The 18,243-nt window shown below is 59.9% G+C and carries 16 protein-coding genes; 6 read left to right on the top strand and 10 right to left on the bottom strand.

Features of this window, described 5'->3' with window-relative positions; translation table 11 throughout:
* Nucleotides 1-50: 50 nt before the first annotated feature.
* Nucleotides 51-1,283 carry a lytic murein transglycosylase gene (locus ATY79_RS07890; protein WP_088703417.1) on the top strand — a complete coding sequence of 411 codons (1,233 nt, stop codon included), beginning with the start codon at nucleotides 51-53 and terminating at the stop codon, nucleotides 1,281-1,283.
* A 507-nt stretch (nucleotides 1,284-1,790) separates the two neighbouring features.
* On the opposite strand, the gene metF is transcribed toward ATY79_RS07890, so the two are convergent.
* The 4 genes from metF to ATY79_RS07910 form a co-directional block, all read right to left on the bottom strand.
* The gene (metF, locus tag ATY79_RS07895) at nucleotides 1,791-2,690 is read right to left on the bottom strand and encodes a methylenetetrahydrofolate reductase [NAD(P)H] (protein WP_088691935.1); all 900 of its coding nucleotides are present in this window, start codon (nucleotides 2,688-2,690) and stop codon (nucleotides 1,791-1,793) included.
* 4 nt (nucleotides 2,691-2,694) lie between these two features.
* A complete protein-coding gene (locus ATY79_RS07900) occupies nucleotides 2,695-3,717 on the bottom strand; it encodes a metalloregulator ArsR/SmtB family transcription factor (RefSeq protein WP_088692057.1) in 1,023 nt (340 codons plus the stop codon).
* A 165-nt stretch (nucleotides 3,718-3,882) separates the two neighbouring features.
* Nucleotides 3,883-5,532, bottom strand: coding sequence for an energy-dependent translational throttle protein EttA (ettA, locus tag ATY79_RS07905; protein ID WP_088691934.1), 1,650 nt, complete (start codon nucleotides 5,530-5,532; stop codon nucleotides 3,883-3,885).
* Between the two features lie 177 nt (nucleotides 5,533-5,709).
* Nucleotides 5,710-6,444, bottom strand: coding sequence for a ribonuclease (locus ATY79_RS07910; protein WP_088703437.1), 735 nt, complete (start codon nucleotides 6,442-6,444; stop codon nucleotides 5,710-5,712).
* A gap of 157 nt (nucleotides 6,445-6,601) precedes the next feature.
* On the opposite strand from ATY79_RS07910, the gene ATY79_RS07915 reads away from it, so the two are divergent.
* Genes ATY79_RS07915 through ATY79_RS07930 form a run of 4 tightly spaced genes read left to right on the top strand, consistent with a single transcriptional unit; the run spans nucleotide 6,602 to nucleotide 11,380 of the window.
* Nucleotides 6,602-7,531, top strand: coding sequence for an alpha/beta hydrolase (locus ATY79_RS07915; protein ID WP_088691933.1), 930 nt, complete (start codon nucleotides 6,602-6,604; stop codon nucleotides 7,529-7,531).
* A 16-nt stretch (nucleotides 7,532-7,547) separates the two neighbouring features.
* On the top strand, nucleotides 7,548-8,504 hold the full coding sequence (locus ATY79_RS07920) for a DMT family transporter (RefSeq protein ID WP_088691932.1): 957 nt from the start codon (nucleotides 7,548-7,550) through the stop codon (nucleotides 8,502-8,504).
* An 18-nt stretch (nucleotides 8,505-8,522) separates the two neighbouring features.
* Nucleotides 8,523-9,725 (top strand): CaiB/BaiF CoA-transferase family protein, encoded by a 1,203-nt coding sequence (locus ATY79_RS07925; RefSeq protein WP_088703418.1) that lies wholly within the window; start codon nucleotides 8,523-8,525, stop codon nucleotides 9,723-9,725.
* Nucleotides 9,722-11,380, top strand: a complete 1,659-nt coding sequence (locus tag ATY79_RS07930) for a thiamine pyrophosphate-binding protein (protein ID WP_088691930.1) — start codon at nucleotides 9,722-9,724, stop codon at nucleotides 11,378-11,380. Before ATY79_RS07925 ends, ATY79_RS07930 begins: the two co-directional genes overlap by 4 nt.
* 40 nt (nucleotides 11,381-11,420) lie before the next feature.
* On the opposite strand, the gene ATY79_RS07935 is transcribed toward ATY79_RS07930, so the two are convergent.
* The 3 genes from ATY79_RS07935 to ATY79_RS07945 all read right to left on the bottom strand — a co-directional run bounded on the left by ATY79_RS07935 (nucleotide 11,421) and on the right by ATY79_RS07945 (nucleotide 13,084).
* Nucleotides 11,421-11,765: a RidA family protein gene (locus tag ATY79_RS07935; RefSeq protein ID WP_007802370.1), complete on the bottom strand. Its 345-nt coding sequence runs from the start codon at nucleotides 11,763-11,765 to the stop codon at nucleotides 11,421-11,423.
* Nucleotides 11,766-11,837: 72 nt separating this feature from the next.
* A complete protein-coding gene (locus ATY79_RS07940) occupies nucleotides 11,838-12,176 on the bottom strand; it encodes a TIGR01244 family sulfur transferase (RefSeq protein ID WP_088691929.1) in 339 nt (112 codons plus the stop codon).
* Nucleotides 12,177-12,244: 68 nt separating this feature from the next.
* Complete coding sequence (locus tag ATY79_RS07945) at nucleotides 12,245-13,084, bottom strand: DUF4432 family protein (protein ID WP_088691928.1); 840 nt, start codon at nucleotides 13,082-13,084, stop codon at nucleotides 12,245-12,247.
* 248 nt (nucleotides 13,085-13,332) lie between these two features.
* Here ATY79_RS07945 and ATY79_RS07950 point away from each other — a divergent pair, with 248 nt between their 5' ends.
* On the top strand, nucleotides 13,333-14,667 hold the full coding sequence (locus ATY79_RS07950) for a L,D-transpeptidase (RefSeq protein ID WP_088691927.1): 1,335 nt from the start codon (nucleotides 13,333-13,335) through the stop codon (nucleotides 14,665-14,667).
* 71 nt (nucleotides 14,668-14,738) lie between these two features.
* Here ATY79_RS07950 and ATY79_RS07955 read toward each other — a convergent pair whose 3' ends face one another.
* The 3 genes from ATY79_RS07955 to ATY79_RS07965 form a co-directional block, all read right to left on the bottom strand.
* Nucleotides 14,739-15,452 carry a ParA family protein gene (locus ATY79_RS07955; RefSeq protein ID WP_088691926.1) on the bottom strand — a complete coding sequence of 238 codons (714 nt, stop codon included), beginning with the start codon at nucleotides 15,450-15,452 and terminating at the stop codon, nucleotides 14,739-14,741.
* Between the two features lie 228 nt (nucleotides 15,453-15,680).
* On the bottom strand, nucleotides 15,681-16,832 hold the full coding sequence (locus ATY79_RS07960) for an iron-containing alcohol dehydrogenase (RefSeq protein ID WP_088691925.1): 1,152 nt from the start codon (nucleotides 16,830-16,832) through the stop codon (nucleotides 15,681-15,683).
* The gene (locus ATY79_RS07965; RefSeq protein ID WP_088692055.1) at nucleotides 16,829-18,214 is read right to left on the bottom strand and encodes an aldehyde dehydrogenase family protein; all 1,386 of its coding nucleotides are present in this window, start codon (nucleotides 18,212-18,214) and stop codon (nucleotides 16,829-16,831) included. Before ATY79_RS07965 ends, ATY79_RS07960 begins: the two co-directional genes overlap by 4 nt.
* Nucleotides 18,215-18,243 lie beyond the last annotated feature (29 nt).

Here is an 18,243-nt window from a genome sequence, read left to right on the forward strand (position 1 = left end):
ATCATTTGGGAAATCGACGGAAATTCCATTTGATGACGAGGATCGAAACTATGTACCGCTCGCCCGCAAGCCGCACGGCACTTGCACTCCTTCTTGCTGCCGGTCTCGCCACCGGCGCTGCCGCGCAGACGCCGGCACCGAGTGCACCGGCTTCGCAGACAGCTGCCCCGGCATGTGACGGTGATCTCTCAGAATTTCTGGCAGGCGTGAAGGCCGACGCGATCGCAGCAGGCGCATCCGCCGAGGCCGCAGACAAGGCGCTGGAAGGCGCACAGATCGACCAGAAAGTCTTGAGCCGCGACCGTGCCCAGGGCGTGTTCAAGCAGACCTTTCTGGAATTCTCGCAACGTACCGTCAGCCAGGCTCGCCTCGACATCGGCCGCCAGAAGATGAAGCAATACGCCGATGTCTTCGCCCGTGCCGAGCAGGAATTTGGTGTGCCCGCCGGCGTCATCACCGCCTTCTGGGCGATGGAAACCGACTTCGGCGCCGTGCAGGGCGATTTCAATACTCGCAACGCCCTGGTGACGCTTGCTCATGATTGCCGCCGGCCGGAGCTCTTCCGCCCGCAGTTGATCGCCCTTATCGAAATGGTCGAGCACGGCGACCTCGACCCGGCAACCAACACTGGCGCCTGGGCCGGCGAAATCGGTCAGGTTCAGATGCTGCCCCGCGATATCGTCGCCTACGGCATGGACGGAGACGGTGATGGCCACGTGCGCCTCAAGCAGAGCGGCCCCGACGCCATCCTGACCGCAGCCAAGTTCATCCAGCATCTCGGTTTCCAGAAGGGCCAGCCGTGGATCCAGGAGGTTACTCTCCCAGAGAACCTCCCCTGGGAAAAATCCGGTATCGGCGGTCCTCTGACGGCCGGTGAGTGGTTTGCCCTTGGGGTCAGGCCGCGCGACGGCAACACGAGCTTCGGTAACCTGCATGGCGACCTGATACTGCCGCAGGGCCGCCTTGGTCCGACCTTCATCGCTTACCCGAACTTCCAGATCTACCTCGAATGGAACAAGTCGTTCATCTACACGACTTCGGCCGCCTATTTCGCGACCCGCCTCGCCGGCGCCGAGACCTATCTCAAGGGCACGCCCGAACAGGGGCTTTCCAACGATCAGATGAAGGAGCTGCAGACGAAACTCGGAACGCTGGGCCATGACGTTGGCAAGGTCGACGGCATCCTGGGTTCGGGGACGCGGGTTGCAATCCAGAAGGAACAGCAGCGTCTCGGCATACCGGCAGACGGCTGGGCAACACCGACACTCCTCAATTCCCTCTGATCACGCCTCCTTAAGCACTCGCTTCGGGCCGGGTTTCGCACCCGGCCTTTCGTTTGCGCGGATTATTCCATGGTTTCAGAGGTTTCAAGCAAAGCCTTCATCTTGCCGCAAGTGTGAAGACAGGATCGCCGACTTTAACGGCAGGTTAAAATCTGTGAGTATTTTTCTGCAGGAATTTGTTCCATGATTCCAGTGAATTAGCGACAGCACCGCATTGGCGATGTGACATTTTCGCCGCAGCGCAGTATAAAATCCGCTTTCCAAGCGACACAATCACGACATATTATCGCATCGTTAACGCGAGGAGACAGACATGGGACTTACACAATCCTTGAATGTCCTTTTGGTCAGCGCGGCGTTTGCATTTGTATTGACAATGCTTTTCATCTGAACGTCGTGGCAATCGAACAGTACCGAGACTCCTGAGTAGCGAAACAGTTCAATGAATCGGAAAAGCGCATCCCACGAGGAGATGCGCTTTTCTTTTTGTCTTCTGATGGAAGCAGCCTATGCGGCGGCACCGGCCTTTTTAGCGCCTTCCCGTGTGAAGCCGAGATTGGTCAGCACGGCCGAAACGAGCGGCGCCCGGTTCATGGTGTACAGGTGGAAATCTGTGAGCCCGCGACGGGCTAGATCCTCGATCTGTTCCGCAGCGACCTCGGCGGCTACCTTGGCTCTCTCCTCCGGCTTGTCGTCGAAGCCCGCAAAACGCTCATCGAGAAACGCGGGTATGACAGTGCCGCAGGCGCCGGCGAAGCGCTTCAGCTGCGTCAGGTTCTGGATCGGCATAATGCCGGGCACGATCGGAATGTTGACGCCAGCGGCCCGCACCTTTTCCAGATAGCGCTCGAAATTATCGTTATCGAAAAAGAACTGCGTCAGCGCCCGGGTTGCGCCGTTATCCGCCTTCTGCTTCAGCATGTCGATGTCGGCAGCCGTATCGCGGCTCTCCGGATGCTTTTCGGGATAGGCGGAGACCGAAATCTCGAAATCACCGATCTCGCGCAGGCCGGCAACCAGCGCCGCCGCATTCGCATAACCGCCCGGATGCGGCTGGTAGGGCGCCCCGACGCCTCCGGGCGCGTCGCCGCGAAGCGCTACGAAATGCTTCACGCCAACCTTGCGGAAGGTCTCGATGACGCCGTGCGTTTCGTCCTTCGTCGCTCCAACGCAGGTAAGATGCGACGCCGTGGCAAGCGGGGTTTCGGCAATGAAACGCGAGACCGTTGCCAGCGTTGGCGCCTTGGTGGTGCCACCGGCACCGTAAGTCACCGATACGAAGTCCGGGTTCCAGTCCTGCAACTCGCTGACCGTATTCCACAGCTGACCTTCCATCTCTTCCGACTTCGGCGGAAAAAACTCGAAGGAAATGCCGATCTTGCGGCGCGCGTCGCTGTTCAAAGCCATATGATTATCTCCCGGCAAGTATGGGTTCGGCACCTTCACTCGCTGAGGAGGCCATAAGGCGCCGAGGGTCGCGCGCAAGCCAGACAGTGACAGTGAGCCCCTGCCCGCTTTGATGACCCGGATGAAGATCGACGACCTGCTCGACATCCAGCCCAGCCTTGCGCAGCCAGTCGGATATCGACTGATGCGAGAAGCCGAGGCGAACGTGCGCATGCTCGTCACGAAGGTATTCCAGCCCATGCGGCGCCAGATCGATGATAACCAGCCGTCCGCCTGGCCGCAGCATGCGCGCTGCCTCACCGATCGCGATCTCGGGCTGATCGAAGAAGTGCAGCACCTGGTGTATCGTCACCACGTCAAAATCCTGGGCCTCAAACGGCAGATTCAGAATATCGGCGTGACGAACAGATGCCTTGGTGATTCCTGATTTATCGAGATTGGCGCGCGCCACGCTCAACATATCGCGGCTGGCATCCACACCGATCGCCCGGCGATAAAGGCCGGACAGCAGTTCAAGGATCCGCCCGGTTCCGGTGCCAAGATCGAGAAGCGAGTCAATCGGCTGGCTCCCAAGCATCCGAATGACGGCGGCATCGACCTCTTCGTCAGCGGCATGCAGACGGCGAAGCTCGTCCCACTCGGCGGCGTTGCGACTAAAATAGGCCTGCGCGCGCTCAGCCCGTTGACGCTTCACTGCAGCCAGGCGCTCGCTGTCACGCAGGATCACAGGATCATTCTCGGATGCATGCGCGAGCAGGCCGCGCACGAACGTCGCTGCCTTGCCATCCTGCCGGAGCCGGAAATAGGCCCATGCGCCCTCCTGGTAGCGATCGATGAGATCCGCTTCGCCCAGCAGCTTCAGGTGACGAGAGATACGAGGTTGGGACTGGCCGAGGATTTCGGTAAGATCAGTAACCGTCAGGTCGCCGGCAGCCAACAGAGCCAACAGCCGCAGACGCGTCGGTTCGCCGGCCGCCCTGAGGACGTCCACCAACGCATCCAATCCAAGTCTGATAGGCTCACCCATACCCGATCCAATCAACATATAAAGATATCTTTATGTGATTTGAACAAGCGTGGCAAGCTGGAATTCCATCCGTTCACGAAATTAGCTGCTCGGATCGCGACATCGGTGCGCGCAAAAAAGCCCCGGCGAACCGGGGCTTTTAGATCTTGGAGCGATTTAAAGCGATCAGCGCGTCAGACGCTTGTAAGTTACCCGATGCGGGTTGATCGAGTCGACACCGAGACGGCGCATCTTGTCCTTTTCGTAGTCTTCGAAGTTGCCTTCGAACCATTCGACATGGCTGTCGCCTTCAAAGGCGAGGATGTGCGTCGCCAGACGGTCGAGGAACATGCGATCGTGGCTGATAATAACAGCGCAACCAGCGAAGTTCTCGAGCGCGTCCTCGAGTGCCGCCAGCGTTTCCGTGTCGAGATCGTTGGTCGGTTCGTCGAGCAGGATGACGTTGCCGCCGGCCTTTAGCATCTTGGCGAGGTGAACGCGGTTGCGCTGACCGCCGGAAAGCGTGCCGACCTTCTGCTGCTGGTCACCACCCTTGAAGTTGAAAGCACCGCAATAGGCACGGCTGTTCACTTCATGCTTACCGAGCTTGATGATGTCATTGCCGCCGGAGATTTCTTCCCAGACGGTCTTGTTGCCGTCGAGGGCGTCACGGCTCTGGTCTACATAGCCAAGATTGACAGTCTCACCGATACGGATTTCGCCGTTGTCGGGCTTTTCCTGGCCGGTGATCATGCGGAACAGCGTCGTCTTGCCGGCGCCGTTCGGACCGATGACGCCGACAATGCCACCGGGCGGCAGCTTGAAGGTCAGGTTCTCGATCAGCATTGTATCGCCGTAACCCTTGGTAAGGTTCTCAGCCTCGATGACCACCTGGCCAAGACGCTCGCCGACGGGAATGACGATCTGCGCGTCGCCGGGACGACGATCGGCGGCGGCTGCCACCAGCTCGTCGTAGGCACGAATACGGGCTTTCGACTTCGCCTGACGGGCCTTCGGGCTGGAGGCAATCCACTCCTGTTCGCGCGACAACGCCTTCTGGCGGGAGGCTTCTTCGCGGCCTTCCTGCTGCATGCGCTTGGCCTTCGCCTGCAGGTAGGCCGAGTAATTGCCCTCGTAGGGAATACCACGGCCGCGGTCGAGCTCAAGGATCCAGCCGGTGACGTTGTCAAGGAAGTAGCGGTCGTGGGTGATCATCAGCACGGCACCCGGATATTCGCGCAGGTGCTTTTCGAGCCAGGCGATCGTCTCGGCGTCGAGATGGTTGGTCGGCTCGTCGAGCAGCAGCAAGTCCGGCTGCGCCAGCAGCAGACGGCAGAGCGCCACACGGCGCTTCTCACCACCCGAGAGTTTTTCGACCGAGGAGTCGCCGGGCGGGCAGCGCAGGGCGTCCATCGCCATTTCGACCTGGCTTTCGAGGTCCCAGAGATTCTGGCTATCGATGATATCCTGGAGCTTGGCGCCCTCTTCCGCCGTCTCGTCGGAATAGTTCATCATCAGCTCGTTATAGCGGTCGAGGATCGCCTTTTTCGGAGCAACGCCTTCCATGACGTTTTCAAGAACGGTCTTGGAATTGTCGAGTTGCGGCTCCTGAGCGAGATAGCCGAGCGTAGCACCTTCGGCGAGCCAAGCCTCCCCCGTATATTCCTTGTCGAGACCGGCCATAATACGCAGCACGGTCGACTTACCGGCACCGTTCGGGCCGAGGATACCGATCTTGGCATCCGGATAGAAAGAAAGGTGGATATTCTCCAGCACCTTCTTGTTGCCGTACGCCTTGTTGAGGCCGGCCATATGGTAGATGAACTGACGTGCCATTGATTGCTCGCTCCGCGGGGGAATTTAAGTTTTGCCGCTATGTAGGCGAATTGAGACCAAGGAGCAACGCGCGGCGGCCAAAAACTAGACGCCTTTGTAACCGTCGTCGAGAACGGGACCTAGTCCACTGCTCTGCAGCAGACAGGCCCACGCTTTGGCTTTCCGTGAGCGGCAAGATCAAAACCCTGCCGCGTCCACGACACCCTCATTGCAGCCGAACGACGTCCGCCCTGCTCCTTGGATGAGGTCGCGCAGGCTTGTTTCGCCATTCGATGTCGCGTCTTCCGAAAGGCCAATCGTGAGTTCACTGATGACACGGTTTCCACCGGCACGCCGGCAACTCATTTTGACGCGATCTCCGGCGCCAGTCCCAAAACTTTTATCAAATGCGGCCTTGATCGCCTCCGCCGTCAGCGGCTTGCCGACATTGGTCGCGAACAAATCGCGGACCGCCGAGGTATTGAGTTCGTCGATCAGCCGGACTGACGTGGCGAAATAGTCGTCGGCACTCAGCGTGGTGCACGTGCCGTGTTTGATCCATTCATGCCGTTCCAAGCCGGATTGCGTTCCGGGCATGGCCTTCTCGAGCGCGGCCGTGGTCGCGGCGGAAAGCTCTACCTCCGGCAGTCTCTTCCAGTCGCCGTCCTTGTCCGCGGCGCGCACGTCGCCGGAGACGTCGCAATAGTCCTTGCGCATCGGCCAGAGCCCATGCAGCGAGAAATTGGTTGCATCGAACCTGTCCTTGGTCTGGTTGCTGCATTCCGGTTTGCGCTGGTTGGTTTCACAAAATGCGGGTTGCCAACTGGCCGCCAGAATGAAGCGCGTTCTTCCCGCGGCATCCTCGGCTCCTGCAGCGCCCGCGGTGATGATCGCAATCAGGAATACAGCCATGCGCAGAAATGGATTGCTCATCTTCATCCCCACAAAGAACAATTCATGAACAGGAAATCACGCCAAGTTCGTTTTCACAACCCTCAATCCGTAGGGTGCGAATATCCCGTCGCATAAATATTTGGACGTGTTGCATTTTCTGGGTGATCTGATCTTCTCCCGCCAACGGGAGGATCTGATGTTTGCAGATACGCAACGCCTTGAAACGGCGAACGCCTCGCTTGGTTTTCATCACGAACCGGCACAATTCGAGGCACGCGGAATTATCCTTGTCGCTCATGGACTGGCCGAGCATTCCAAACGCTACGCCCGTTTCGCGGCAGCGATGGCGGCTCGCGGCTACCATGTCTTTGCCTTCGATCACCGTGGACATGGAGAAACGACTGCGCCGGATGCGCCGATCGGGCGTTTTGCCCGCAGGGACGGTATCCGGCAGGTGATCGACGATGTCGGCTCTGTCCGTGAACATGCGGCAAAGCGGTATCCCGGCCTGCCAGTCATCCTATTCGGGCATTCGATGGGAGGTCTCATCGCGCTTAACGCTGCGGTCACCCACCCCGAGAAATATGACGCCGTCGCCGTCTGGAATTCGAATTTCAACCCGGGCATCTCCGGGCGAGCCGCGCAGGCGATCCTGTTGGCCGAACGAGCCCTGAAAGGCTCCGATGTTCCGAGCGGTATCTTGCCGAAGCTCACCTTCGGCACTTGGGGAAAGTCCATTGCCAATCGTAGAACGGAGTTTGACTGGTTAAGTCGCGACCCGGTCGAGGTTGACAAATATATCGCCGACCCGCTGTGCGGCTTCGATGCCTCGGTGTCCCTCTGGCTCGATATCTTCGAACTGACGTTTCGCGCACCACAAACGCCGCATCTGGACCGGCTGCCGAAGCAGATACCCATCCACCTTGTAGGAGGCGGGCAGGATCCGGCAACAGATGGCGGAAAAGCGGTGATCTGGCTTTCAAACCATTTGAAAGCGCATGGCTTCTCCCGTATCACGACACAGATATATCAGGACATGCGCCACGAAACGCTGAATGAAATTGGAGCGGACGCGGCCATCACCGCATTCGCCGACTGGTGCGACGAAGCGATCGCAAGATCCTGAACTGAAGGATTTCGCGATGAGCCATGGTATTTCTTCCCGTCCCGCCTCCACTTCGGAGGTTTCGACCGGCATTCTCCTGATGTTCCTGTCGGTGCTCGTATCGCCGATCATCGACATCTTCTCCAAGCTCGCGATCGCCACGATTCCTGCGGCAGAGATCACAGCCGCCCGCTTTGTCGTGCAAGCGCTGTGCATGTTGCCGATCGTCATCTGGCGCGGAAGCTGGAAAACCTTCTCCTGGCGGGCGAACATCTTTCACGCCATCCGCGGCGCCATCATAACCGTCTCCATGATCTCCTTTGTCACGACACTGAAGTACATGCCGGTCGCCGACGCCATCGCGATCTTCTTCGTCGAACCGATCATATTGACGATCTTGAGTAGTATCTTCCTCAAGGAGACGATCGGTTGGCGCCGCTACACGGCCTGCGGCGTCGGATTCTTCGGCGCGATGCTGATCATTCAGCCAAGCTTCCAGGAGGTGGGCTACGTCGCGCTCCTGCCTGTGGTCAGCGCGTTCTGCATCGCCATATTCGCCTTGATGACCCGCGTGCTGTCGCACCGGGAAGATCCGTGGGCGATGCAGCTTCAGATGGGCGTCTGGGGTTTGCTGTTCTGCGCCATCCTGCTCGCACTCGGTAGCGGCACGGGCTCTGACGTCTTTGATGCGGTGATGCCGGATGGCCGCGGCTACCTCTACCTGCTCGGCGTCGGTGTCACGGCGGCCATTGCCGGCATCTTCGGCGTCTATGCCTACCGTGCGGCACCCGCCTCGATATTGGCACCCCTGCAGTATTTCGAGATTGTGTCGGCGACCATCTTCGCCTGGCTTGTATTCGGCGACTTCCCGGATGCGCTCAAGTGGCTCGGCATCCTGATCATTATCGCATCGGGCTTGTACATCATTTGGCGCGAGCGACGCTTTGCATCGAAGCCGGTATCCGATACACCTCAATCGGCCCTGGCGCCCTGATCTGCTCGTGGGAGGAACATGACGGACAATCAGCCCCAAAAGCCGCCTCTGTCTGGCATACGCGTGATCGAGCTTGCGCGGGTGCTCGCGGGTCCATGGGCGGGCCAGATGCTGGCCGATCTCGGCGCCGACGTGATAAAGGTCGAAAACCCGGAGGGAGGCGATGACACCCGGCACTGGGGACCGCCCTTTGTCGAGGGTGCCGACGGCGAAAACCTCTCCGCCGCCTACTACCATGCCGCTAATCGCGGCAAGCGTTCAATTACTGCCGATCTGAAGCGCGAAGAGGATCAGGAACTGGTCCGCCGTCTTATCGCCACAGCCGATGTCGTCATCGAGAACTTCAAGCTCGGCGGGCTTGTCAAATACGGTCTCGATTACGAGAGCCTGAAGAAAATCAACCCCAAGCTTGTCTATTGCTCGATCACGGGCTTCGGCCAGAACGGTCCCTATGCCAGCCTCGCGGGCTACGATTATATCGTTCAGGGCATGTCCGGCTTCATGTCGATTACCGGCGAACCCGACGGGCAGCCGATGAAAGCAGGCGTTGCGATCGCCGATATCTTTACCGGCATTTATGCGGTCGCAGCCATCGAGGCCGCGCTTATCCACACACAGAGGACGGGTGAAGGGCAGTTGGTCGATATGGCACTGCTCGATGTACAATCGGCCGTACTCGCCAACCAGAACATGAACTATCTGGTCTCCGGTCGGGCGCCCACGCGGCTTGGGAATGCGCATCCGAATATTTCCCCCTATGAAGTGGTGCCGGCCACCGATGGTTATCTGATCCTCGCGGTTGGCAATGACGGCCAGTTCCGCCGCCTGTGTGTGATCCTCGGCCTCGAGGGCATTGCCGACGACCCCCGCTTTTTGACGAACAAGGCGCGCGTCGCGAACCGTGACGAGCTCCGCAGGCTCGTTTCCACCGAAACGCTGAAATGGCAGAAGACCGACCTGTTGCGGGCCTGCGAGGCGGACGCGGTTCCTGCCGGCGCGATCAACACCATCGAGGAAATGTTTGCGGATCCACAAATTCAGGCGCGTGGGTTGCGGGTAGATCTCGCCGACGCAAAGGGCACCGTCATTCCCGGCGTCAGGACGCCGGTCGTGCTATCGCGGACGCCCTTGCGCTACGAGCGTCCGAGCCCGAGGCTGGGGGAACATCAGGAGGAAGTTCTGGCGGAGCTCGCCGAACTTGAGAGGAAAAGACCATCATGAAAAAGACTGGCGGGGAACTGATTGTCGAGGCCTTGAAAGCGAATGGGGTGAAACGCCTCTCCTGCGTGCCCGGCGAGAGTTTCCTTGCCGTTCTCGATGCGCTTTTTGACAGCGACATCGAGGTGATGGTCTGCCGCCAGGAAGGTGGCGCGGCCATGATGGCAGATACCTGGGGCAGGCTCACCGGCGAGCCCGGTGTGTGCATGGTCACCCGCGGCCCCGGTGCCACGAATGCTACCGCAGGATTGCACATCGCCCGGCAGGATTCCATTCCGATGATCCTCTTCATCGGGCAGGTCCAGCGCGACGCAAGGGAACGAGAGGCCTTTCAGGAGGTCGAGTTCCGCCGTGCCCTGACGGAATTCAGCAAGTGGGTGGGTGAGATCGACGACGCTGCGCGCATTCCGGAGTTCGTTACCCGCGCCTTTGCAATTGCAACCTCCGGCCGTCCGGGCCCAGTCGTGCTGTCACTGCCCGAAGACATGCTGCGCGATGAGGTCGAGGCGCCTCGCGCCAAACGCTATTCGCGCGTCGAAGCCCATCCCGGCCGCCGCCAGATCGACGACTTTTACCTGCGCCTACTAAAAGCGGAGCGACCGATGGTCATCGTCGGCGGCACGCGCTGGGATGCGGACGCGGTCGTCGACCTCAAAGCCTTCTCTGAGCGCTTCGCACTGCCTGTCGGCTGCTCGTTCCGTCGGCAGATGCTGTTCGACCATCTCCACCCGAGCTACGCCGGCGATGTTGGTATCGGTATCAACCCTGCACTAGCGAAGGAAATCAAGGAAAGCGATCTACTGATATTGCTCGGCGGTCGGATGTCCGAGATGCCGTCCTCCGGCTATACGCTGATCGACGTCCCCTACCCGCAGCAATCGCTCGTGCACATTCATCCCGACCCCTCAGAGCTTGGCCGTGTCTACCGCCCCGATCTCGCAATCTGCGCGAGCCCGAGCGATTTCGTTGCCGATCTTGCTGATCTCGAGGCACCAAGCGAACTCAGATGGGCGGAGCGCACCGAGCGGATGCACCAGGCCTACATCGCCTGGTCGACACCGCCTCACACCGGTCCCGGCCCGGTCCACATGGGACCGATCATGGAGTGGATCGAGGCAAACACGCGACCTGACACAATCTTCACCAACGGCGCCGGAAACTATGCCACCTGGCTGCACCGCTTCCATCGATTCCGTCAGTTCAACACCCAGGCGGCGCCGGCGTCCGGCTCCATGGGTTACGGCCTGCCCGCCGCGGTGGCTGCCAAGCAGCTTTTCCCCGAACGCGAGGTCATATGTTTCGCCGGAGACGGCTGCTTCCTGATGCACGGCCAGGAATTTGCGACCGCCGTGCGCTATAACCTGCCGATCATCACCGTTGTCATCAACAACGGCATTTACGGCACCATCCGGATGCATCAGGAGCGCGAGTATCCGGGGCGCGTCAGCGGCACCGATCTGACCAACCCGGACTTTGCCGCTCTTGCCCGCGCCTACGGTGGCCATGGGGAAACGGTCGAGACGACGGAAAGCTTTGCAGCCGCCTTCGAGCGCGCAAGGGCAAGCGGCAAGCCCTCGATTATCGAGGTAAAGCTCGATCCGGAAGCCATTACGCCGACGCGTACCCTTTCCGAAATCGCCCAAACAAAAAGCCGGTGAGCGAACCCACCGGCTTTCGAGATTTCAATGCCCGTTCGGCTTAGTCGAGAGCGGCGGTAACCGTGAACTCGACCTTGTACTTCGGGGCAGCAAGCTTGGCTTCGCTGGTTGCGCGAGCCGGCGTGTTCGCCGGATCGACCCAGGCTTCCCAGGCAGCGTTCATTTCTGCGAAGTAGGACATGTCGGAGAGATAGATCAGCGTCTGCAGGATCTTCGACTTGTTCGAGCCGGCTGCAGCGAGCAGGCGATCGACTTCGGCCAGTGCCGACTTGCACTGTTCGGTGACGCTCTCACCTTCGCCGACCTGGCCAGCGAGGTAAACGGTGTTGCCGTGGACAACTGCGCCGCTCATGCGGGCGCCGGCGTCGATACGCTTGATGCTCATGATGTTCTCCTGTTTACGAACGAAAGACGCCGCTGGGATCGGGCGGCGCCGGATTTGGTTTGCCGATGAGCGCTACGAGCGAATGTGGTGCGTTTTCTGATAGATCGCGGTCGAGCGGGCGCCGGAGCGGCAGTAGCCGAGCATCGGGCGCGGAAACTCATCGAGCGCGTCGACCATGCCGGCGATCGCTTCCTCGGTGACGCCCATCGGGCCGACCGGCACGTGTGCCATATCGAGGCCGAGTTCCTTCGCCCGCGCTTCCACCAGAGCATAGGGTGTCTGATCCGGGCTCTCGCCGTCCGGGCGATGGCAGACGATCGATTTGAAACCCAAGGTCTTGATCTGATCGAGATCCTCGACCGAAATCTGCCCGGAAACCGAATATTCGTCGTCGATCTGGCGAATGTCCATCGCTAATCCTCCTGAATCGTGGGCTGAATGACTACGCCGCCCCATGCGCAGCGTCAACCGCAGATCACTCAAACGAAGGCGAAGCTGAGCGCATAATTTCGGCTCTCTCCGGGCTTCAGCATGACGAACTCACCCGATGCCTCCAACTCGGAGCGCGACACCCAACGATGTGATACCGGCTCAATACCGAGCACGTCGGCGGGCGCCTTCTGATTGCGCCAGATCTGCAGGTGCGGAAGCGTCTCGGCAAGGACGCGCACCTGAAGAACCTTGCCACCGGTCGCAGCAATGGGGCCAAGCCGGACCTCGGCAAAGCCGCCCTCCGTTGCCGGCGCCTCTACACAGAAGATTCCACCCGGCTCCTCGCCGAAATTCCATGGGAATCCACCGCCATCGAGCATCTTGCCTTCGAGACGTGTGCCGGCATCGAACCATTTCCCGCCGATATTCATATGGTACATCAGGAAGGTCGGCACGATCTCGTCGCTCGCGTTGACGACCTTGTCCTTGAGATTGACCTCGCCTGTCCGCCCGTCGATGAACCAGTGGCGCTCGATACGGGCGGGCAAGCCTTCGACCGTTACGATGTCGATATCCGCCCGGCACTCGGCATTCCCGTTCTCGAATTTCGTCCAGAGAATCCTGGCTGCGTGGCCAGGTCCCGAACCATGCAGGGGATAGCCCTTGCCATCAGTATGGCCTGGAACCGGTTCGCGGTGACGGATGTGGTCCGGTCCACAGGTAAAGAGGAAGCCTTGCACGGAATGCGAAATCCGTGCATCGCCGTCATCGGGAACCGCCGTCTTTGGAGCGATATCGACACCGTTGACGACACATCCGCCGATGTCCATCAGCGACGCTTCGTCCAGGATCAGTTTCGGCCCTGTTGCAGCAGCAAATTCAATCATTGTCCAACGTCCTCCCGGTAACGGCCTCTGCAGCGTTATGTCTCGGCAGGGATTTCGTCAATCACGACGGCTCGCCTTGCCATGTGGAACTGGCTGGCCTCTCCAAATGTTTATGACTAAAGGAGAAATCACGGGATTTTTATCTTTTGTTCAGCACGATTCCATAAATTCCACACTAGCGTCAAAATTCGCGGGTGTGTGTCGACCAAGTCACTGAAGGGTATGAAGACGTGAATCGCTTTGTAATAATGGGATTGTCTGCCGCAACTGCCCTGCTCGTCATCGCTATCGCAGCGCCGTCTGCCGATGCCCAGCAGTTTTATAACGGACGGCAGGGCGACGTTGTTTTCGTGGCGCCGAACGGTGACATTCTCGATTATGTCCCGTCGGGCGCGGCTTATGCGCGCGATCGACGCGGCAACCGCGTGCTGGTCGATCCCTACGGCAATGTAATTGCGACCGAGATGCGCGCCCGCGGCTATTACCCACGCCCGCCGGTGCGCGACGCGTACAATGGCGATGCCTACTACGGCGACGATCCCTACGGCGATGGTCGTTACGCTGAGCGGGGCGCTGTGACGGGCTCGATCCCGCACAACGCTCCTATCGACCGCCAGCCGCTCGATGACCAACCCTACCCGCAAGGAAACGACTACGCGTCCATCGAGCCGGACCAGCAATCACTAGATGTGACGCAGCCGAAGCCCTCTCAGGAGCCGGTGATCACCCTCAAGAACAAGTCGAAGTCAGAGATCGTCGCCCTGCAGGTGTTCCTTGACCGCGCCGGCGTATCCCCTGGCGCGATTGATGGCCACATGGGCGCAAACGTCACCAAGGCGATCTATGCCTATCAGCAGATGACCGGCGAGACGCTCGATCCTAATAACACCGACGCAATTCTCGAGCAGCTGCGCATGAACGGCGGACTGCCGCTCGTCAGTTATACGATCACGCCTGCGGATGCTGCCGGCCCGTACGTTGCCGCCATCCCCGAGGACTATGCGCACAAGGCTGCGATGTCATCGCTCGGCTACACCTCGACGACAGAAATGCTCGCCGAGCGCTTCCATATGGACGAAGGATTCTTGAAGGAGATGAACCCGGGCGTCGATTTCACGGTCCCCGGCACGATCGTCAAGGTCGTCAATCCCGGTGAAGTGAAGGTGGGATCAGTCGCGCGCATCATTGCCGACAAGGGCCGCAAGCAGGTCTTTGCATATGACAACGCTGGCAACCTGATTGCCGCCTACCCCGCCTCGATTGGCTCCACCGATACGCCTTCGCCATCAGGCACGGTGACCGTCGAGCGCGTCGCCTTCAATCCGGGCTACACCTACAATCCGAAGATCAATTTCCAGCAGGGCGCCAACGACAAGATCCTGAACATTCCGCCAGGTCCGAACGGGCCGGTCGGCACGGTCTGGATGGCACTCTCCAAGCCGACTTACGGCATTCATGGAACGCCAGAACCATCGAAGATTGGCCGTACCCAGAGCCACGGCTGTATCCGCCTGACGAACTGGGATGCCACCGAACTGGCAAAGATGGTCAAGCCGGGCGTTACAGTCGAGTTCACCGACTGACCTATCCTACCCGTTCCACCACCAAAAAATGCGCCCCAACGGGCGCATTTTTGTTTTGCGGACAATTTCTGCTAGGCGGCCGAGCGGATCAGCGGGCCAGTGCTGCGCGCCGGCTCCGGAAGCTTCACCGGGACCTTGCCCATGATCTCTTCAGCAAAACAGCGAGCGTTCTCCCGCGCCTTGTCGAGGTTGCTGACGCGAACGGGATCGAGGGAGTACAGCGTACCGCCGCAATCAAAGAGATCGCGGAAGGCCGACCGCTCGATGATCGCGGTATCGAGCACCGGAACCTGCCGCTCGCTCAGTAGTGACTTGACGATCGAGAGTGCCCGCGTCGTCACCATCGAGTTGACGCGCGTCAGCACGACCGAGTGCCCGATGCGGATACCGGCCTTCTCATCGAGATATTGCAACAGTTCGAGGACCTGCGCGCCTCCCCGGGCGTCCATGGCGCATCCCTGTATCGGGATCAGGACGTGGTCGGAAAGCCCAATCGCCGTCGCAAGCAGCGGGTTCCGCGCGCCCGGAAGATCGATGATGAAGTAGTCCGTATTGTGCTTGTTTTCCGAAATGTGCAGCGGCAGCGATGCCGACGTGACGAAATCGATCACCGAGATATTCGCCACGTGCCCGGACACCTCATGCCATCGCGTGATCCAATGCTGTGGATCGGCATCGAGGATTGTCACCCGATAGCCCTTCTGGGCAAGTTCGGTAGCGAGAAGAAGAACGGCTGTCGTCTTGCCGGCGCCGCCCTTGGTGTTTGCGAAAGTGATGACTGGCATGGTCGGTCCTCGAAGGGATGTGAGCCTCTCTATGGCTCTGTCGCGCACTCTCGGAAGCATTGTGCGGTTAACGCATCCTTTCCAATCATGGTTAATAACTTCTAAACGCAACACCTGAAATTGCGGCCGGCATTTCTTGCACTCGCGCGAATGGCCACGCGCTAGGACAAAAAAATCCCGGAAAGCAAGGCTTTCCGGGCCACTTCAGGTCCGCCATCTTCTCTAAGCTCAGAAGCAATCCTTAAAGAGCGCCTTGGTATTTTCGAGCGTCATCTTGACCGGATTACCGCCGGCGCTTGGATCTTCGATCGCCATTGCCGAAAGTTCATCGATTCGATCCGGCTTGATTCCCATCGCGGACAGGCTGTCGGGAACGCCGAGTTCGGAGCGGAGCTGCAGCACGTAGCTATAAAAGCCGTCGAAGCCTCCGGTGATGCCGAGATAGGCCGCTGCACGCGCGATCTTCTCCTCGATCGCCAAGCGGTTAAAGCGCAGCACAGCCGGCATCACCACAGCATTCGTCATGCCATGGTGGGTGTTGTAAACGGCGCCGATCGGGTGCGACAGCGCGTGGATGGCGCCGAGGCCCTTCTGGAAGGCGACCGCGCCCATGGCGGCAGCCGACATCATGTTGGCGCGGGCTTCGAGATCGGTGCCTTCTTTGTAGGCGCGCGGCAGGAATTCCTTGACGAGGCGCATGCCTTCCAGCGCGATGCCTGCTGACATCGGATGATAGAAGGGCGAGGAATAGGCTTCCAGGCAGTGCGCGAAAGCATCCATACCGGTACCGGCGGTGATGATCTTCGGCATGCCGACCGTCAGTTCGGGATCGGCAATAACGACGCCCGGCAGGAACTTCGGGTGGAAGATAATCTTCTTCACATGCGTTTCGGAATTGGTGATGACGCTGGCGCGACCGACTTCCGAGCCGGTGCCCGCCGTCGTCGGCACCGCCACGATCGGCGCGATGCCCTCGACGCTGGCGCGCGTCCACCAGTCACCGATATCCTCGAAGTCCCAGACGGGCCGCGTCTGGCCGGCCATGAATGCTACGCATTTGCCGAGATCGAGGCCAGAACCGCCGCCGAAGGCAACCACACCATCATGGCCCCCATTCTTGAAAGCCTTGACGCCGGCCTCGAGGTTCTTGTCGTTCGGGTTCGGATCAACGTCGGCGAAGATCGCGCGGCCTAGACCGGCGTCTTCGAGAATGTCGAGCGCCGTCTTGGTGATCGCCATCGACGCCAGGCCGCGATCGGTGATCAGCAACGGCTTCTTCATACCGAGGCTCTTGCAAGCGTCCGCCAGTTCCTTGATGCGCCCCCGGCCGAGCTTGAAGGCTGTCGGATAGCTCCAGTTAGCTGTGATGTTGCTGCTCATGCTGTGACTTTCTTCAGATGATAGGATTTCGGACGTGTCAGATTGTGGAAGCCGATGATCGACAGTGAGCCGCCACGGCCGGTTTCCTTGACGCCGGTCCAACACAGCGCCGGATCGAGATAGTCTGCGCGGTTCATGAACACAGTGCCGGTTTCGATCTCGCGACCAAGCCGCCCTGCCCGCTCGGGATCCTTCGTCCAAAGCGAAGCCGTCAGGCCGTACTGGCTGTCGTTCATCAGGGCGATCGCTTCGTCGTCGCTCTTCACCTTCATGATGCCGACGGCAGGGCCGAAGGTTTCTTCCCGCATGAATGCCATCGAGTGGTCGACGTTGACGAGGACTTGCGGGGCGAGATAGGCGCCGCCATCGTCCTGGGGAAACAGCTTCGGATCGACCAGCGCCTTGGCACCCTTGGAGACCGCATCGGCGATCTGCTCGCGCACGACCTTGGCGAAACGCTTGTTGGCCATCGGGCCGAGCGACGTTTCCCGATCAAGCGGATTTCCGAGCTTGTAGTTCGAGACCCATGCGACCGACTTCTCGACGAAGCCGTCATAGAGCGATTCATGCACATAGATGCGCTCGATACCGCAGCAGCACTGCCCGGAATTATAGGTCGCACCGTCCATCAGCGTATCGACGGCAGCGTCGAGGTCGGCGTCCTCCATGACGTAGCCCGGATCCTTGCCGCCAAGCTCGAGACCAAGACCGGTAAACGTGCCGGCCGCCGCCCGCTCCATCGAGCGACCGCCTTCGACCGAACCGGTGAAGTTGACGAAGTTGAAGCTACCAGCGGCAATCAGCGACGACGTCGTCTCGTGATCGAGGAACACGTTCTGGAAGACATCATCAGGAACGCCAGCCTCGACGAAGGCCTGCACCAGCCGCTCGCCGACCAGCAGCGTCTGCGACGCATGCTTCAGCACAACCGTATTGCCCGCCATCAGCGCTGGCGCGATCGTGTTGATCGCCGTCATGTATGGATAATTCCACGGCGCCACGACGAACACGACGCCATGCGCATCGCGCTCGATGCGGCGCTCGAACTTGTCGCTCTCTTCGACGACCAGCGGCGCCAACGCGTCGGCAGCGATCGATGCGACATAGTTGGAACGCTCGTTAAAGCCCTTGTACTCGCCGCCATAGCGGATCGGGCGACCCATCTGCCAGGCAAGCTCGGGTACGACGACGTCGGACATTTCATTGAGCCGTGCAACGCCCTTCAGCACAAGCTGAACACGATCTTCCAGCGGTCGCTTCGCCCAGGCCTTCTGCGCTTTGCGCGCACGCGCCACCGCCTCCTTCGCGGCTTCCAGCGAAAGCGCCGGACGCTCGGCGTAAACCGATCCGTCGACCGGTGAAATGCATTGGATCATTCCCATGATCTTCATCCTATGTTTTCGCGTGCCGA

This window comes from Rhizobium sp. R693, from assembly GCF_002211315.1.
Taxonomy (GTDB): domain Bacteria; phylum Pseudomonadota; class Alphaproteobacteria; order Rhizobiales; family Rhizobiaceae; genus Rhizobium.

Coding starts and splice junctions, on each gene's coding strand:
- ATY79_RS07890 (WP_088703417.1), top strand. CDS start 51: ATGTACCGCTCGCCCGCAAGCCGCACGGCACTTGCACTCCTTCTTGCT.
- ettA (WP_088691934.1), bottom strand. CDS start 5,532: ATGGCACGTCAGTTCATCTACCATATGGCCGGCCTCAACAAGGCGTAC.
- ATY79_RS07960 (WP_088691925.1), bottom strand. CDS start 16,832: ATGAGCAGCAACATCACAGCTAACTGGAGCTATCCGACAGCCTTCAAG.
- ATY79_RS07915 (WP_088691933.1), top strand. CDS start 6,602: ATGTTTGCAGATACGCAACGCCTTGAAACGGCGAACGCCTCGCTTGGT.
- ATY79_RS07935 (WP_007802370.1), bottom strand. CDS start 11,765: ATGAGCATCAAGCGTATCGACGCCGGCGCCCGCATGAGCGGCGCAGTT.
- ATY79_RS07945 (WP_088691928.1), bottom strand. CDS start 13,084: ATGATTGAATTTGCTGCTGCAACAGGGCCGAAACTGATCCTGGACGAA.
- ATY79_RS07950 (WP_088691927.1), top strand. CDS start 13,333: ATGGGATTGTCTGCCGCAACTGCCCTGCTCGTCATCGCTATCGCAGCG.
- ATY79_RS07900 (WP_088692057.1), bottom strand. CDS start 3,717: ATGGGTGAGCCTATCAGACTTGGATTGGATGCGTTGGTGGACGTCCTC.
- ATY79_RS07920 (WP_088691932.1), top strand. CDS start 7,548: ATGAGCCATGGTATTTCTTCCCGTCCCGCCTCCACTTCGGAGGTTTCG.
- ATY79_RS07925 (WP_088703418.1), top strand. CDS start 8,523: ATGACGGACAATCAGCCCCAAAAGCCGCCTCTGTCTGGCATACGCGTG.
- ATY79_RS07965 (WP_088692055.1), bottom strand. CDS start 18,214: ATGGGAATGATCCAATGCATTTCACCGGTCGACGGATCGGTTTACGCC.
- ATY79_RS07930 (WP_088691930.1), top strand. CDS start 9,722: ATGAAAAAGACTGGCGGGGAACTGATTGTCGAGGCCTTGAAAGCGAAT.
- ATY79_RS07940 (WP_088691929.1), bottom strand. CDS start 12,176: ATGGACATTCGCCAGATCGACGACGAATATTCGGTTTCCGGGCAGATT.
- ATY79_RS07910 (WP_088703437.1), bottom strand. CDS start 6,444: ATGAGCAATCCATTTCTGCGCATGGCTGTATTCCTGATTGCGATCATC.
- metF (WP_088691935.1), bottom strand. CDS start 2,690: ATGGCTTTGAACAGCGACGCGCGCCGCAAGATCGGCATTTCCTTCGAG.
- ATY79_RS07955 (WP_088691926.1), bottom strand. CDS start 15,452: ATGCCAGTCATCACTTTCGCAAACACCAAGGGCGGCGCCGGCAAGACG.